Raw genomic sequence first — 14,924 nt, forward strand, 5'->3', positions numbered from 1 at the left:
ACGCCACATCCTCATACAAACCCATGGACCTATGCATCCCCCGTGGACGACAGGACAGGACAGCGCATCGTGCCAGAGACCGCCCGCCGCCCCGAGAACCGCTACGGCAACCGTCCGACGATGAAGGACGTGGCCGCGCGCGCCGGTGTGGGCCTGAAAACGGTGTCGCGTGTGGTCAACGGCGAACCGGGCGTCACCCCCGACACCGAGCGCCGGGTCCAGGAGGCCATCGACGCGCTCGGCTTCCGCCGCAACGACAGCGCCCGCGTCCTGCGCAAGGGCCGCACGGCCAGCATCGGCCTCGTCCTGGAGGACCTCGCCGACCCGTTCTACGGCCCCCTCAGCCGCGCCGTCGAAGAGGTCGCCCGCGCCCATGGTGCCCTGCTCATCAACGGCTCCAGCGCCGAAGACCCGGACCGCGAGCAGGAGTTGGTGCTCGCGCTGTGCGCCCGACGCGTGGACGGTCTGGTGGTGATCCCGGCCGGTGACGACCACCGCTACCTGGAGCCGGAGATCAAGGCGGGCGTCGCGACGGTGTTCGTGGACCGTCCCGCCGGGCAGATCGACGCGGACGTCGTCCTGTCGGACAGCTACGGCGGCGCGCGCGACGGCGTCACCCATCTCATCTCCCACGGCCACCGGCGCATCGGCTTCATCGGCGACATGCCCCGCATCCACACGGCAGCCGAGCGTCTGCGCGGGTACCGGGCCGCCATGGAGGACGCGGGGATACCGGTCGAGGACGCCTGGATGTCCCTCGGCGTGACCGACCCGGTCCGGGTGCGCCGGGCGGCGGAGGAGATGCTGACCGGCTCCTCCCCCGTCACCGCGATCTTCGCCGGCAACAACCGTGTGACGGTCACCGTCGTCCGCGTCCTCGCCGAACAGTCCCGCCGGATCGCCCTGGTGGGCTTCGACGACTTCGAGCTCGCCGACCTGCTCCAGCCGGGCGTCACCGTCGTCGCCCAGGACGCGGCGACCCTCGGCCGTACGGCCGCCGACCGGCTCTTCCGCCAGCTGGACGGCACGCTGATCGCCCCGGAACGCATCGAGCTGCCGACCCGGTTGATCACCCGGGGCTCGGGCGAGCTGCCGCCGTCGGACTGAGGCGCGGGTGAACGACCGTGTGGGTGAGCGTGTGGACCGTACGCTGGAGGCGCTGGGGCTGGCTCGGGCGCCGCGGGAGGATCCGCTCAGCTACCCGGGTGTGTGGCCCGCCGAGTCCGGACTCCTGGTCGGGGACCGGCTGTTGCCCCTCGACGACCATGTGACGTACGAGGACCGCACGCCGGTCCTGGCCATCGGCTCCAACGCCTCCCCTGGCCAACTGCGGCACAAGATGGCGGAGTTCGGGATCACGTCTCCCGTCCCGATGGTGAAGGTACGGGTCACCGGTATCGACGTCGGTGTCTCCGCGCATGTGAGCCGCGTGGGGTATGTGTCGGCGTCGCCGGTCAAGGCACCGGGTGTCGTACGGGAGTTGTTCGTGACGTGGTTCGACGCGCGGCAGCTCGCTGTGGTGGACGCGAGTGAGCGGGCGTTCGACCGGACGCGGCTGGCCGGGCCCGAGTTCCGTCTTGAGCCGGACTCCGGGATGTTGCCGCGAGGCGCGTACGTCTACGTCAACCGCCATGGCGTCCTGCACGACGGCACGGGCGTGCCGCGCCGGCACCCGGGCGAGCGGGCGCTGCTCACCGAACTGCTGGCTGGTTCGGCGGAGTTGAGGGCGCTGTTCGGGCGGACCCCGGAGGAGTTCTGCGAACGGGCGCGCGGGGACCGGGAGTTGTGCGAGCGGGGTACGAGGCTGTTCCGGGAGAAGGGGTTGGTGACGGCGTCGGGCCTGGAACGGTGAGCGAGGGGGTGCCTCGTGCGGGTCGTCGGCGTTGCGGGGCAGGCGGGGGCGGAGTCCTTCAACCGGCCTTCTTACGCCTGCTGATCCGGAGGGCGATTCGGAAGCGGGTCCTTCCGTTGGGGGAGCCGATCCGCCTCTGCGGACGGGACGTTGTCCACCACCGTCGCCTCATGCGATCGATTCCGGGAACGGCGGCAGACAGGTCCGGGACGGGGACTTCAACAGACCGGCAACCCCGGCACCGGCTCGTCGTTGTCCCCTCCCTTGAGGTAGACGTCGCTGACATAGACGTCGGTGTTCCCGCTGTCGTCGTCCGTCTTCGCCCACCAGGTGTTGGTCCACTGACCGTACGTCTCGCGGCGGCCCAGGTTCTGTTGGCAGAAGAAGTAGTTGGTGCCCGCGCCGAGGACACCGACTTCAGTGCCGGAAGCGGTGTAGGACTTGGCGCTGCGCCACACCTGGCAGTTGTACTTGCCGCCGCCGATGGACTGGCAGGCGGAGGCGGGGCTGGAGCTGGGGCTGGCTCCGCCCGTCGTGGGAGCGCTGCCGCCGGTGCCTCCGCCGCCGGAGGACGTGGACCTGCTCGGGGCGGCGCTGGGAGCCTGGCCCGCCGCCGTGTCCTTCCCCTTGCCGGTGTGCTGCCGCGTCGGCGCCTGCGTCCCGTCGTCGCCCTGCCCGGTGGGCTTGGCGTCGGCCGAGGGGTGGGTGCCCTTGCGTCCGGCGGGCGAGGCGGGGCCGGCACCGCCACCAGCACCGGCCTGCGATGAATCGCCGGGCTGCGATGTGACCGTGGTGTCCCCGGAGTTGGCCATGCGGGCGACGACCACTCCGGCCCCGGCGAGGACGGCGGCCACGACAGCGGCGGCTATCAGGATGCGGGCCTTGCGCCTGCGGCGGGGCGTGGTTGGACTGGCCATCGGCCCGGTGGGCGGAGACGGTTGCGGTACGGAGGCTCCGAAGGCAGGGGGCGGGCCGAAGCCTTGGGGTACGGATGCGGGAGGGACCGTGGAAGTGGGCGGGAGGGTGCCCAACGAGGGCCCCTCCGGGGAACCGGGATCTGAGCCCTGGTCCCCCGATCCGTAGGGTCCCGCCGCGGCAGACCTGTACGCCGATGCCTCAAGTGGTCGCGAGGACCCGGGTGTTGCCCCGCCCGGTCCGGGCAAGCCTGCCGCACCCGCCCCGTCCGCGAACGCTCCAAGTCGCCCTGCCGACCCCGGCGTCACCCCGCCCGATCCGGTCAGACCCGCCCCACCCGCCCCGTCCGCGGACGCCCCAAGTCGCCCTGCCGACCCCGGCGTCACCCCGCCCGATCCGGTCAGACCCGCCCCACCCGCCCCGTCCGCGGACGCCCCAAGTCGCCCTGCCGACCCCGGCGTCACCCCGCCCGATCCGGTCAGACCCGCCCCACCCGCCCCGTCCGCGGACGCCCCAAGTCGCCCTGCCGACCCCGGCGTCACCCCGCCCGATCCGGACCACCCCGAGGCATCACCACCGGCCGTCTCCGGTCCCGCTTCCTCAGGCAAGCCGCCGGCCCCCGCCCCCGGCCCACCGCCTCCGGCCGGCTCGTCGACGCCGAGCCTCGGCCCGGCCGGAACCGCAGGCTGCGCTGCCCCGATGCCCTGCCCGCTCTCCGTCGGCTCAACGGCATCCGCTCCCCGGACCTCAGCCCCGGCACCGAGGTCCGCACCACCGAGGCCCGCCCCCGAAGCCCCAACTCCAGCCGCCCGCGCCCCCGTTGACTCCTTCGGTTCCGGAACCCCCGCACTCCTCGACGACCCCGCCGCTCCGAACCCCGGCGGCACCCCAGGACCCCTACCCCCGGTTCCCCGCAACACGGCCGTAGGCAAATCCACCCGCGGCGCCCCCGCAACCTCCTCCAGCAACCCCCGCGCCACATCCGCCCCGGGCCGCGACTCCGCCCGCTTCTCCATCAGTTGCCGCAGAACGGGCCCAAGTCTCCCCGCCCGCCGGGGCTGTGGCAGGGGCTCGGAGACGATCGCCGTGAGGGTGGAGTACGTGGACGTGCGGCGGAACGGCGACGTGCCCTCTACCGCCGCGTACAAGGTCGCGCCCAAGGCCCAGACGTCCGACGCCGGCCCCGGATCCTCACCCTGCGCCCGCTCGGGGGCCAAGTAGTCCAGGGAGCCGATGAGTTCGCCGCTCCGGGTCAGATGCGTGGCGGAGCCGTCGCCCGGGTCGTCCATCGTCGCGATGCCGAAGTCCGTGAGGACGACACGGCCCGAGCGGTCCAGCAGGATGTTCCCGGGCTTCACATCGCGGTGCAGGACGCCCACGGAGTGTGCCGCGGCCAGCGCCTCCATCACCTTCGCGCCGATCCCGGCCGCCTCGCGCGGGTCGATCGGGCCGCGCTCGCCCAGCACGTCGTCCAGAGAGGGGCCGTCGATCAGCTCCATGACGATCAGCGGGCGTCCGTCGACCTCGGCGATGTCGTGCACGGCGACCACACCGGGGTGGCGGACCCGCGCCGCCGCCCGCGCCTCGCGCTGCATCCGCAGGCGCAGGTCGGCCAGTTCCGGTCCGTGGGCGTCGGTGAAGGTGCGCAGTTCCTTGACGGCGACCTCACGGCCGAGGACCTCGTCCACGGCCCGCCAGACCACCCCCATGCCGCCGCGCCCGAGCCGGGCCACGACGCGATAGCGCCCGGCCAGCAACCGGTCGACCCCGTCCACGCGTCCGCTCTCCCCCGAAGGCACCGCCGCTCCGTCCCTGTGGCACATCCATGAACGCCGTACAGCCTACGGGGCGGCAGTGACAACAGAAGGCGGCGCCAACACCTGTGACAGGTCCGCTACTTGGCGGACGCCGTGAGGTCACCCCGGCGCGGCGACGCGAAGCCCTCCAGGTCCATCCGGGTCAGCCCGGTCGCCCGGGCCACCTCGGCGATGTCGAGCGCTCCGCAGTCCAGGCCGCGCAGCAGATACCCGCTGAGGGCCTTGGCGGTGGCGGGCTCGTCCATGACGTCGCCGCCGGCGTGGTTGGCGTAGCGGGCGAGCCGCGCGGCGGCCTGTTCGAAGCCCTCGCGGTAGAAGGCGAAGACGGCCGCGTAGCGGGTGGGGATGTGGCCGGGGTGCATGTCCCAGCCCTGGTAGTAGGCGCGGGACAGCGCGCGCCGGGTGAGGCCGTAGTGGAGGCGCCAGGCGTCGTGGACCTTGGCCGTCGGGCCGACCGGCAGCACGTTCGTCGAGCCGTCCGAGACACGCACCCCCGTCCCCGCCGCGGCCACCTGCATGATCGCCTTGGCGTGGTCGGCGGCCGGGTGGTCGCTGGCCTGGTAGGCGGCGGAGACGCCGAGGCAGGCGCTGTAGTCGAAGGTGCCGTAGTGGAGGCCGGTGGCGCGGCCCTCGGCGGCCTGGATCATGCGGGCGACGGTGGCGGTGCCGTCGGTGGCGAGGATGGACTGGCTGGTCTCGATCTGGATCTCGAAGCCGATCCGGCCCGGCTCCAGCCCGCGCGCCTTCTCGAAGGCCTCCAGGAGGCGCACCATCGCGGTGACCTGCTCGGCGTACGTGACCTTGGGGAGCGTCAGGACCAGGCCGTCCGGGAGCCCGCCGGCCTCCATGAGCACGGTGAGGAAGATGTCGAGGGTGCGGATGCCCCGGTCGCGCACCGGCGCTTCCATGCACTTCATACGGATGCCCATGTACGGGGCCGCCGTGCCCTTCTCGTACGCCTCGGCGATCAGGCGGGCCGCGCGGGCGGCGGCCTCGTCCTCCTCGGCGTCGGGGCGGGGGCCGTAGCCGTCCTCGAAGTCGACGCGCAGGTCCTCTATGGGCTCGCGCTCCAACTTGGCCCGCACGCGCGCGTGCACGGGCTCGGCGAGCTCGTCGGAGAGGCCGAGGACGGCGGCGAAGGAGGCCGCGTCGGGGGCGTGCTCGTCAAGGGCGGCCAGCGCCCGGTCGCCCCAGGTGCGGATGGTGTCGGCGGCGAAGACGTCACCGGGGACGTAGACCGTGTGGACGGGCTGGCGGGTGCCGGGGTCGCCGGGGTAGCGGCGCTCCAGTTCGGCGTCGACCGGTGCCAGGGAGGCGCTGATCTCCTCGCTGACCGCGCCCGCGAGGCTCGTCGCCACCTGCTCGTGCTCCTGGCCCATTCCCACACCCTCCAGTTTTCCGCTCTACGGAATCAACAATCCGTAGAACGAAGTTATCCATGGAGCTTCCCGCCGGTCAACACCCTGTCCACGCCGTGAACCGGTGCTGTTCACTGCCGTCCCGAGGCCCTCTTCCGTCCAGCGCCTCGCCCCTTCATCCTGACTCCCAAGGGGAGGGGACGCACATGTCGACTGCCAGGACGGTCACCCGTCGCGCTGGGCTGAGCGCGCTGGTGGCGGCCGCCATCGCCCTGCCACTCATCGGAACCGCACGCTCCGCCTCCGTCCGCAAGGAAACCCGCCTGCTGGACGTCATGACGTTCAACCTGCGCTACGCCGACACCACCGAACCCAACAGCTGGAAGGTCCGCCGCCCGGTGATGCGCGACCTGCTGCTCCGCGCGGCCCCCGACATCATCGGCACCCAGGAGGGCCTCTACGCGCAGCTCCAGGACATCAAGCAGGACCTCCCGCACTACGACTGGATCGGCGGCGGCCGCAAGGGCGGCAGCTTCGACGAGGAGACGGCTATCTTCTACGACACCCGCCGCCTCGCCCCCGTGGAGTACGACCAGTTCTGGCTCTCCGACACGCCCGCCGTGATCGGGTCGAACACCTGGGGCGGCGCCCACCCGCGCATCGCCACATGGATCCGCTTCCGCGATCTCGGGGACGACGGGCGGGAGTTCTACGTCCTCAACACCCATCTGGACAACGCGAGTCAGTACGCACGCGAACGCGCCGCCACGCTCATCGCCGAACGCCTCGCCCGCCTGGACAGCTCCCTGCCGCTCGTGGTGACCGGTGACTTCAACACCGCCGCGTACACCACCTCGGTCTACTCCACGATGCTGGACGCGGGCCCGGGCCTCAGGGACACCTGGGACGCGGCGGCCGCGCGCGGGCAGCTCTACGGCAGCTTCCACGGCTACCGCGCGCTCGTGCCGGAGGGTCCCCGCATCGACTGGATCCTGGTCTCCCCGGGAGTCACGGTGCGCCGGACGGCTCTCAACACCTTCTCCGAGAACAGCCAGTTCCCGAGCGACCATCTGCCCGTGCAGTCCACGATCACCCTGGGATGAACGAAGGCTCCCGCGACCACAGGGTCACGGGAGCCTCGTACAAGCTCAAAGGTGTCAGCCCTTGCGGGAGTTGACCTCTTCGGTGAGCTGCGGGACGACGTCGAAGAGGTCGCCGACGACGCCGTAGTCGACGAGGTCGAAGATCGGGGCCTCGGCGTCCTTGTTGACGGCGACGATCGTCTTCGAGGTCTGCATGCCCGCGCGGTGCTGGATCGCGCCGGAGATGCCGTTGGCGATGTAGAGCTGCGGGGAGACGCTCTTGCCGGTCTGGCCGACCTGGTTGGAGTGCGGGTACCAGCCGGCGTCGACGGCCGCGCGCGAGGCGCCGACGGCCGCACCGAGGGAGTCGGCGAGGGCCTCGATGATCGCGAAGTTCTCCGAGCCGTTCACACCACGGCCGCCGGAGACGACGATCGCGGCCTCGGTCAGCTCCGGACGGCCGGTCGACTCGCGCGGGGTGCGCGCGGTGACCTTGGTGCCGGTGGCCTTGTCCGAGAAGGTGACGGCGAGGGCCTCGACGGTGCCGGCGGCCGGGGCGGCCTCCACGGCGGCCGAGTTGGGCTTCACGGTGATGACCGGGGTGCCCTTGGAGACACGGGTCTTGGTGGTGAAGGAGGCGGCGAACACCGACTGAGTGGCGACCGGGCCCTCGTCACCGGCCTCCAGGTCGGTGGCGTCGGTGATGATGCCGGAGCCGATGCGCACGGCCAGGCGGGCGGCGATCTCCTTGCCCTCGGCGGAGGACGGCACCAGGACGGCGGCCGGGGAGACGGCGTCGTAGGCGGCCTGGAGGGCGTCCACCTTCGGTACGACTAGGTAGTCGGCGTACTCGGCGGCGTCGTGCGTGAGCACCTTCACCGCGCCGTGCTCGGCGAGCGCGGCGGCGGTGTTCTCCGCACCGGCGCCGAGGGCGACCGCGACGGGCTCGCCGATGCGGCGGGCCAGGGTCAGCAGCTCCAGGGTGGGCTTGCGGACGGCGCCGTCCACGTGGTCGACGTAGACGAGAACTTCAGCCATGGGAATGGTCTCCTGCGTGCGTGCGAAGTCTGAGGGGAGGTAAGCGAGTTGGGCCTTGACCCTTGGGGCCTTAGATGAACTTCTGGCCCGCGAGGAACTCGGCGAGCTGCTTGCCGCCCTCGCCCTCGTCCTTGACGATCGTGCCGGCGGTGCGCGCGGGGCGCTGGGCCGCGGAGTCGACGGCGGTCCAGGCGCCTTCGAGGCCGACCTCGTCCGCGTCGATCTCCAGGTCGGAGAGGTCCCAGGCCTGAACGGGCTTCTTCTTGGCGGCCATGATGCCCTTGAAGGACGGGTAACGCGCCTCGCCCGACTGGTCGGTGACCGACACGACGGCCGGCAGGGAGGCCTCCAGCTGCTCGCTGGCGGTGTCGCCGTCACGGCGGCCCTTGACGACGCCGTCCTCGACGGAGACCTCGGACAGCAGCGTGACCTGCGGGACGCCCAGGCGCTCGGCCAGCAGGGCGGGGATCACACCGGCGGTGCCGTCGGTGGAGGCCATGCCGGAGACGACCAGGTCGAAGCCGGCCTTCTCGATCGCCTTGGCGAGCACCAGGGAGGTGCCGATGGCGTCGGTGCCGTGCAGGTCGTCGTCCTCGACGTGGATCGCCTTGTCGGCGCCCATGGACAGCGCCTTGCGCAGGGCGTCCTTGGCGTCCTCGGGGCCCACGGTCAGGACGGTGATCTCCACGTCGTCGTCCGAGTTCTCGGAGATCTGCAGCGCCTGCTCGACCGCGTACTCGTCGAGCTCGGAGAGCAGACCGTCCACGTCGTCCCGGTCGACGGTCAGGTCATCGGCGAAGTGCCGGTCGCCAGTGGCGTCGGGCACGTACTTCACAGTGACAACGATCCTCAAGCTCACGCCGGCTCTCCTACTGCATCGTCATTTTCGGCTGCCTACTTCCAGGCAGCATAGGCGCCCTGAACGGCCGTTCCCGGTGGGGGCGACCGGTGCTCCGAGCGAAATATTACTCGCCAGTACGCACTCCTACGCTCCCCCAAGGGGTGCCCGCTAAGCAAGCGCTTTGAACTGTGACCTGTGCAACGCAGCGTAATCGGAACTCGACGCTTCCGCAGGGTGGCCCGTCACCCACCCGGAGTGGCCTCAGTCACGCAGCCCGTTGAAGCGCCCCTGGTGGTAGAGGAGCGGGCGGCCGGTGCCCGCGTGGTCGCCGAGGACGACCTCGGCCAGCACTATGCGGTGATCCCCCGCGGGCACGCGCGCGACGACCCGGCACACCAGCCACGCGAGCACGCCGTCGAGGACCGGCACACCCTCGGGACCCTCGCGCCAGACGGTGGGCGCCCCGAACCGGTCGGCGCCGCTGCGGGCGAAGGTGGCGGCCAACTGCTCCTGGTGCTCGCCGAGTACGTGCACGCCGACATGGTCGGCCGCGGATATCGCGGGCCAGCTGGAGGCACCGGTACTGATCCCGAAGGACAGCATCGGGGGCTGCGCGGAGACGGAGCTGAGCGAGGTGGCGGTGAAACCGACCGGGCCGTTCTCACCTCGCGCGGTGATCACCGCCACACCGGCCGCGTGCTGCCGGAAGACGGAACGCAGCAGATCGGGAGAGGCGTGCTGAGGGGTACGGGTGCCGAGGTCGGGCGTGGCCGTCATGGGACTGTCCTTCTGCCGGGGGGACGAGCGGGGTCCGTGGCTGCTCAACAGCCCGGACAGCGCGCGCTCGCGGTGCGGGCCAGGTCGACATGCACCCGCCCGTAGAGAAGGAGTTCCGTAGGCATACGGTCAGGCTGACGATAGGTGGTGCGCGCAGTCAAGTACGTTCCGGCATATGGGAGATGACTCACCGAGGACATCACCGAAGTCGTCACGACCGTCAGACCGCCTCCCCCAGAGCCGCGATGACATCCGCCTTGCGGGGGAGGCCGGTGGCACGCCGTACGACCCGCCCGTCGGCGTCGAGGACGAGCACGGTGGGGGTCTTCAGGATGTCGAGTTCCCGTACGAGGTCCAGGTGGTCCTCGGCGTCGATCTCGATGTGGCTCACTCCGGGAACCATGCCGGCCACCTCGCCCAGCACCCGGCGCGTGGCCCGGCAGGGCGCGCAGAAGGCGCTGGAGAACTGCACCAGGGTGGCCTTCTCGCCGAGGTCGCCGCCCAGCTCGGCGGCGCCGAGCCGTTTTCCGCCGTCGCGCCCACGCACGCGCACTCTCCCGCTCCGCCGCCGATGCAGCACTCCGTAGGCGCTCGCCGCCGCGAGCACCACCACGCACACCACAAGTCCGCTCATCGACCCTTCCAGCGTTCACGAGACTGCAAAGATTCCCGGCACCCCGAATCCTTTCCGTTGCGGAATCCTTGATTCATGGACATCGACGTGAGAGGACCGCGTTTCGGGGCGGCCCTGACGACCGTGGTGCTGGCGGTCGTGCTGATCACCGGCAGCTTCTGGCTGCTGGCCTGGCAGACCCTGGCGTTCGCGCTGGGCGCGGCGGGCGGCGTGGGCCGTTCACCGTACGGCTGGCTGTTCCGGAAGGCCGTACGGCCGCGGATCGGGCCGCCGACCGAGTTCGAGTCGCCGGAGCCGCCGCGGTTCGCGCAGGCGGTCGGGCTGGTCTTCGCCGGGGTGGGACTGGTCGGTTTCGGCCTGGGTCCCGAGTGGCTGGGGCTCGCGGCGACCGGGGCCGCGCTGGCCGCCGCGTTCCTCAATGCCGCGTTCGGGTACTGCCTGGGGTGCGAGATGTACCTGCTCGTGCGTCGAGTGACGGTACGCGCACAGTAAAGGCCGGTTAAAAGCCCGAGGTGGATCAAGCGATCGACGTGACGAGGATCTCGCCGTTCTGCGGCACGAGGACTGGCCACTCGTTCGTTCTTGGGGCACGATCTGCGCAATGCCGTAAACCTACGGCTGCGTAGCTTTCCCGCCCGGAGAACCCCTTCCAGGCAGAGAGAAGGGTCCACCCCGTCCATGGCTGAGCTTGTCTACCGCCCCGTCATCGGTCTCGCCCAAACGCTGTTCAAGGCCTGGGACCTCAAGATCGACTGCAAGGGGTCGGAGAACATTCCGCGCTCGGGCGGCGCTGTGCTGGTCAGCAACCACATCAGCTACCTGGACTTCATCTTCGACGGCCTCGCCGCCCTGCCGCAGAAGCGCCTCGTGCGCTTCATGGCGAAGGAGTCGGTGTTCCGGCACAAGATCTCGGGTCCGCTCATGCGCGGCATGAAGCACATCCCGGTGGACCGCAAGCAGGGCGAGACGGCCTACCAGCACGCGCTGGATTCGCTGCGCTCCGGCGAGATCGTCGGCGTCTTCCCCGAGGCGACGATCTCCCAGTCCTTCACCCTGAAGAGCTTCAAGTCGGGTGCCGCGCGCATGGCCCAGGAGGCCGGCGTCCCGCTGATCCCGATGGCGCTGTGGGGCACCCAGCGCCTGTGGACCAAGGGCCACCCGAAGAACTTCAAGCGCAGCCACACGCCGATCACCATCCGGGTCGGCGAGCCGGTGGAGGCCCCGCAGGACCAGTACGCGGGAGCGATCACCCGCCGCCTGCGCGAGCGCATCCAGGAGCTGCTCGAAGCCGCCCAACGCGCTTATCCGGTAAGGCCGAACGGCCCGGACGACACCTGGTGGATGCCGGCCCATCTCGGCGGCACGGCACCGACCCCGGAAGAGGTCAAGGCGGCCGAGGCTCGCTGAATCGTCACGCCGGGGCGTGGACGGTGATCCGCGCCCCGGGGCTGAACTTCTCCAGCAGTTCGGCCAGTTCAGCGCCCGCGCGCTCGACGTCGGCCACCGGCATCGGCGCCAGACTCTCCAACAGGAAGACGGCGGAGGTCGTTTCCTCCGTGAGCCTGGTGCGCGGTCCCTGCCGCCAGTTCCAGCGCCGGCACGTGACACCGGCCGCGTCACGCCACACCACCTCCCCCGCGTCGGGATGCTCGACGACCTCCTCGCCACCCACGACGGTCACGAACTCCTCGTCCCCGACGGCCCGTTGGAGGGTCATCGCACCCCGAATGAGGTCGGTGTCCTCACCGCCCACGGGGATCAAGTGGGCGACGCTGATCGCGTTGTAGAGGTCGACCAGCACATTGATCCGAGGCAACCCACCCTCGGAAAGCGCCCTCTTGGCCAGCGCCTCCGCCGAGTTGCGCGTCCGCGACGGCTTCGACCCGAACGCCGTGTACACCTCGCGCCAGGCCACCATGTGCGGGTCCTCGTGCGGAGCGCGCCCGTCCAGTCGTACGGCCAGACGGCGGGCCGCGTCGTCGAGGAGCGCCGAACTCGCTTCCGTGCTCGGCCCGTTGACGAGCCCGTCGGCCTCGATCGCGACATGGGTGAACCCGGGCGCGAGGGCGCGGACTTCGTCGGACACGGTCAGGGTGAGGGTCATGGTCTGCCTCAAAGTGCGGTCGGGAGTGTCTGCCACAGGTACGCCCGGTCGGGGGCGGCCTTGAGGGCGCTCAGTACGACCGGGTGTGGTTCAGCGTACAGTACTGGATAGTCCAGCTCATTGAACTCAGGATCGGGCACGAAGGCCAGCCGCTCGCCGTCGAGCGAGAACTGCGCGTCCACGCCCGGCTTGTTGCCGCGCGGGTCCTGCCGATGCCAGCTCCCGTTGAACCGCACCGCGACCAACCCGTGCACCACGTCGAACTTCTGGTAGCAGAGCGCCGTGGGAATGTCCTCGGCCCGCAGCAGCGCGGCCAGCGCGTGTGCCTTGGCGTAGCAGATGCCGGTGCCCTGCTCCAGGACGTCGGAGGCCCGCCAGGTGACGCGCGGGTCGCCGGAGTCCTGCGAGTGGGGAATCCCGTCGCGCACGAACTCGAAGGCCAGTCGCGCATAGGCATACGAGTCTGCCGCGCCCCTCGCCAGCCGCGCGGCCGTCTCCCGCACCAGGGGATGGTCATGGTCGATGACCTCGTCAGCGGTCAAGTAGGCCGACAGATCGGGGGTGTTCTGGATCAGCTCCATGGATGCAGAGCATAGGAAAGCGATCACCCGAGAGTCAATGACTTTCCAGGTGACCGCATACCTATGCATCAAGGGAGAGGGGTGAACTACCGCGCCATCTCCTCCTTGAGCGCCGCCAGGAACGCGTCCACGTCGTCCTCGGTCGTGTCGAAACCGCACATCCAGCGGACGTCGCCGGCGGCCTCGTCCCAGAAGTAGAAGCGGAAACGCTTCTGAAGGCGCTCGCTCACGTCGTGCGGGAGGCGGGCGAAGACGCCGTTGGCCTGCACCGGGTAGAGGATCTCCACGCCGTGCACCGCGCGCACGCCCTCGGCGAGGCGCTGGGCCATCTCGTTGGCGTGGCGGGCGTTGCGCAGCCAGAGGTCCTTGGCGAAGAGCGCCTCCAACTGCACTGAAACGAAGCGCATCTTGGAGGCGAGTTGCATGGACAGCTTGCGCAGGTGCTTCATGTGGCTGACGGCGTCCTGGTTGATGACGACGACCGCCTCGCCGAAGATCGCGCCGTTCTTCGTCCCGCCCAGGGAGAGGATGTCGACGCCGACCGCGTTGGTGAATGTCCGCATGGGGACGTCGAGTGAGGCCGCCGCGTTGGCTATCCGGGAGCCGTCGAGGTGGACCTTCATGCCGTGCGCGTGGGCGTGGTCGCAGATCGCGCGGATCTCGTCGGGCGTGTACAGGGTGCCCAGTTCGGTGCTCTGGGTGATCGAGACGACCTGCGGCATCGCGCGGTGCTCGTCGTCCCAGCCGTAGGCCTGCTTGTCGATCAGGTCCGGCGTGAGCTTGCCGTCGGGGGTCGGCACCGTGAGGAGCTTCAGGCCGCCCATGCGCTCGGGGGCGCCGCCCTCATCGACGTTGATGTGCGCGCTCTCGGCGCAGATCACCGCGCCCCAGCGGTCGGTGACCGCCTGGAGGGCGACGACGTTCGCGCCGGTGCCGTTGAAGACCGGGAAGGCCTCGGCCGTGGCCCCGAAGTGGCTGCGGATGATGCCCTGGAGGTTCTCCGTGTAGTCGTCCTCGCCGTACGCGACCTGGTGGCCGCCGTTGGCGAGGGCCAGGGCGGCGAGCACCTCGGGGTGGGCGCCGGCGTAGTTGTCGCTGGCGAAGCCGCGGATCTCCGGGTCGTGGTGGCGACGGGCGTCGGTCTTCGGAGGGTTCACGGCTTCTCGGTCAGCCACAGACGGTTTCCGTTCACTTCGGTGGCGGGCTTGTCCCAGACACCGGCGATGGCCTCGGCGAGGTCCTTGACGTCGGTGAAGCCCGCGAACTTCGCGTTGGGTCGCTCGGCGCGCATCGCGTCGTGCACCAGCGCCTTGACCACCATGACGGCGGCCGCGGAACTGGGCCCATCCTCGCCGCCGGCCTTGCGGTAGCCGTCGGCCATGGCGAGGGTCCACGCCTCGGCGGCGGCCTTGGACGCGGAGTACGCCGCGTTGCCCGCCGTGGGCTTGCTCGCGCCCGCCGCGCTGATCAGCAGATAGCGCCCCCGGTCGCTGCGTTCCAGGCCGTCGTAGAAGGCCAGGGAGGTGTGCTGGACCGTGCGGATGAGGAGCTTCTCCAGCAGGTCCCAGTCGGCGAGGTCGGTGTCGGCGAAGGACGCGCTGCCGCGCCAGCCGCCGACGAGGTGGACCAGTCCGTCGACGCGGCCGAAGTCCTTCTCGATGTGCTCGGCCCAGTCGCGGGTCGCCTGCGGGTCGAGCAGGTCGACGGTGTCTCCTACGACGGTCGCGCCGCCGTGCGCGTAGCGGGCCGCGTCCACGGCCTCCGCCAGGCGTTCGGGATGCGCGTCCGCGCCGACGACGGTCGCGCCGGCCTCGGCCAGCCGCAGCAGCACGGCACGGCCCGCGGGCCCGCCCGCTCCCGCCACCGCGATCACCGCGCCGTTGAGCGCCCCGTTCCCCATGGTCCTCGCCTCCTGAGCCACTTCG

General features: G+C 70.8%; 14 protein-coding genes and 1 pseudogene. 5 read left to right on the top strand and 10 right to left on the bottom strand.

What is annotated here, in order from left to right; all coding sequences use genetic code 11:
• Positions 1-69: 69 nt before the first annotated feature.
• The gene (locus tag R2B38_RS02435) at positions 70-1,107 is read left to right on the top strand and encodes a LacI family DNA-binding transcriptional regulator (RefSeq protein WP_318014721.1); all 1,038 of its coding nucleotides are present in this window, start codon (positions 70-72) and stop codon (positions 1,105-1,107) included.
• A 31-nt stretch (positions 1,108-1,138) separates the two neighbouring features.
• Positions 1,139-1,852: a hypothetical protein gene (locus R2B38_RS02440; protein WP_411978416.1), complete on the top strand. Its 714-nt coding sequence runs from the start codon at positions 1,139-1,141 to the stop codon at positions 1,850-1,852.
• Positions 1,853-3,717: 1,865 nt separating this feature from the next.
• Here the strand turns inward: R2B38_RS02440 and R2B38_RS02445 are convergent.
• Both R2B38_RS02445 and R2B38_RS02450 read right to left on the bottom strand, forming a co-directional pair.
• A pseudogene (locus R2B38_RS02445) lies at positions 3,718-4,590 on the bottom strand (serine/threonine-protein kinase); the annotation flags it as partial.
• A 71-nt stretch (positions 4,591-4,661) separates the two neighbouring features.
• Entirely contained in the window at positions 4,662-5,969 is a 1,308-nt protein-coding gene (locus R2B38_RS02450) for a DUF6986 family protein (RefSeq protein WP_318014723.1), read from the bottom strand.
• Between the two features lie 179 nt (positions 5,970-6,148).
• Here R2B38_RS02450 and R2B38_RS02455 point away from each other — a divergent pair, with 179 nt between their 5' ends.
• Positions 6,149-7,045 carry an endonuclease/exonuclease/phosphatase family protein gene (locus R2B38_RS02455; protein ID WP_318014724.1) on the top strand — a complete coding sequence of 299 codons (897 nt, stop codon included), beginning with the start codon at positions 6,149-6,151 and terminating at the stop codon, positions 7,043-7,045.
• A 54-nt stretch (positions 7,046-7,099) separates the two neighbouring features.
• Here R2B38_RS02455 and R2B38_RS02460 read toward each other — a convergent pair whose 3' ends face one another.
• From R2B38_RS02460 to R2B38_RS02475, 4 genes are all read right to left on the bottom strand, one after another.
• The gene (locus tag R2B38_RS02460) at positions 7,100-8,062 is read right to left on the bottom strand and encodes an electron transfer flavoprotein subunit alpha/FixB family protein (protein ID WP_318014725.1); all 963 of its coding nucleotides are present in this window, start codon (positions 8,060-8,062) and stop codon (positions 7,100-7,102) included.
• A gap of 70 nt (positions 8,063-8,132) precedes the next feature.
• Positions 8,133-8,921: an electron transfer flavoprotein subunit beta/FixA family protein gene (locus R2B38_RS02465; protein WP_318014726.1), complete on the bottom strand. Its 789-nt coding sequence runs from the start codon at positions 8,919-8,921 to the stop codon at positions 8,133-8,135.
• 243 nt (positions 8,922-9,164) lie between these two features.
• Positions 9,165-9,680 (bottom strand): flavin reductase family protein, encoded by a 516-nt coding sequence (locus tag R2B38_RS02470; RefSeq protein ID WP_318014727.1) that lies wholly within the window; start codon positions 9,678-9,680, stop codon positions 9,165-9,167.
• A gap of 220 nt (positions 9,681-9,900) precedes the next feature.
• Positions 9,901-10,314, bottom strand: a complete 414-nt coding sequence (locus R2B38_RS02475) for a TlpA family protein disulfide reductase (RefSeq protein ID WP_318014728.1) — start codon at positions 10,312-10,314, stop codon at positions 9,901-9,903.
• 75 nt (positions 10,315-10,389) lie between these two features.
• Here R2B38_RS02475 and R2B38_RS02480 point away from each other — a divergent pair, with 75 nt between their 5' ends.
• Both R2B38_RS02480 and R2B38_RS02485 read left to right on the top strand, forming a co-directional pair.
• The gene (locus tag R2B38_RS02480) at positions 10,390-10,806 is read left to right on the top strand and encodes a DUF4395 domain-containing protein (protein WP_019062580.1); all 417 of its coding nucleotides are present in this window, start codon (positions 10,390-10,392) and stop codon (positions 10,804-10,806) included.
• Positions 10,807-10,992: 186 nt separating this feature from the next.
• Positions 10,993-11,721, top strand: coding sequence for a lysophospholipid acyltransferase family protein (locus tag R2B38_RS02485; protein ID WP_318014729.1), 729 nt, complete (start codon positions 10,993-10,995; stop codon positions 11,719-11,721).
• 4 nt (positions 11,722-11,725) lie between these two features.
• Here the strand turns inward: R2B38_RS02485 and R2B38_RS02490 are convergent, their stop codons facing one another.
• The 4 genes from R2B38_RS02490 to R2B38_RS02505 all read right to left on the bottom strand — a co-directional run bounded on the left by R2B38_RS02490 (position 11,726) and on the right by R2B38_RS02505 (position 14,899).
• Positions 11,726-12,418 (bottom strand): B3/4 domain-containing protein, encoded by a 693-nt coding sequence (locus tag R2B38_RS02490; RefSeq protein WP_318014730.1) that lies wholly within the window; start codon positions 12,416-12,418, stop codon positions 11,726-11,728.
• Positions 12,419-12,426: 8 nt separating this feature from the next.
• Positions 12,427-12,999, bottom strand: coding sequence for a transglutaminase family protein (locus R2B38_RS02495; RefSeq protein WP_318014731.1), 573 nt, complete (start codon positions 12,997-12,999; stop codon positions 12,427-12,429).
• A gap of 86 nt (positions 13,000-13,085) precedes the next feature.
• On the bottom strand, positions 13,086-14,156 hold the full coding sequence (locus tag R2B38_RS02500; RefSeq protein ID WP_318014732.1) for a low specificity L-threonine aldolase: 1,071 nt from the start codon (positions 14,154-14,156) through the stop codon (positions 13,086-13,088).
• A complete protein-coding gene (locus tag R2B38_RS02505) occupies positions 14,153-14,899 on the bottom strand; it encodes an SDR family oxidoreductase (RefSeq protein ID WP_318021570.1) in 747 nt (248 codons plus the stop codon). Before R2B38_RS02505 ends, R2B38_RS02500 begins: the two co-directional genes overlap by 4 nt.
• Positions 14,900-14,924: the final 25 nt, after the last annotated feature.

Origin of the sequence: Streptomyces sp. N50, assembly GCF_033335955.1 — a bacterium.
Taxonomy (GTDB): domain Bacteria; phylum Actinomycetota; class Actinomycetes; order Streptomycetales; family Streptomycetaceae; genus Streptomyces.

Coding starts and splice junctions, on each gene's coding strand:
- R2B38_RS02505 (WP_318021570.1), bottom strand. CDS start 14,899: ATGGGGAACGGGGCGCTCAACGGCGCGGTGATCGCGGTGGCGGGAGCG.
- R2B38_RS02475 (WP_318014728.1), bottom strand. CDS start 10,314: ATGAGCGGACTTGTGGTGTGCGTGGTGGTGCTCGCGGCGGCGAGCGCC.
- R2B38_RS02495 (WP_318014731.1), bottom strand. CDS start 12,999: ATGGAGCTGATCCAGAACACCCCCGATCTGTCGGCCTACTTGACCGCT.
- R2B38_RS02485 (WP_318014729.1), top strand. CDS start 10,993: ATGGCTGAGCTTGTCTACCGCCCCGTCATCGGTCTCGCCCAAACGCTG.
- R2B38_RS02460 (WP_318014725.1), bottom strand. CDS start 8,062: ATGGCTGAAGTTCTCGTCTACGTCGACCACGTGGACGGCGCCGTCCGC.
- R2B38_RS02455 (WP_318014724.1), top strand. CDS start 6,149: ATGTCGACTGCCAGGACGGTCACCCGTCGCGCTGGGCTGAGCGCGCTG.
- R2B38_RS02480 (WP_019062580.1), top strand. CDS start 10,390: ATGGACATCGACGTGAGAGGACCGCGTTTCGGGGCGGCCCTGACGACC.
- R2B38_RS02490 (WP_318014730.1), bottom strand. CDS start 12,418: ATGACCCTCACCCTGACCGTGTCCGACGAAGTCCGCGCCCTCGCGCCC.
- R2B38_RS02470 (WP_318014727.1), bottom strand. CDS start 9,680: ATGACGGCCACGCCCGACCTCGGCACCCGTACCCCTCAGCACGCCTCT.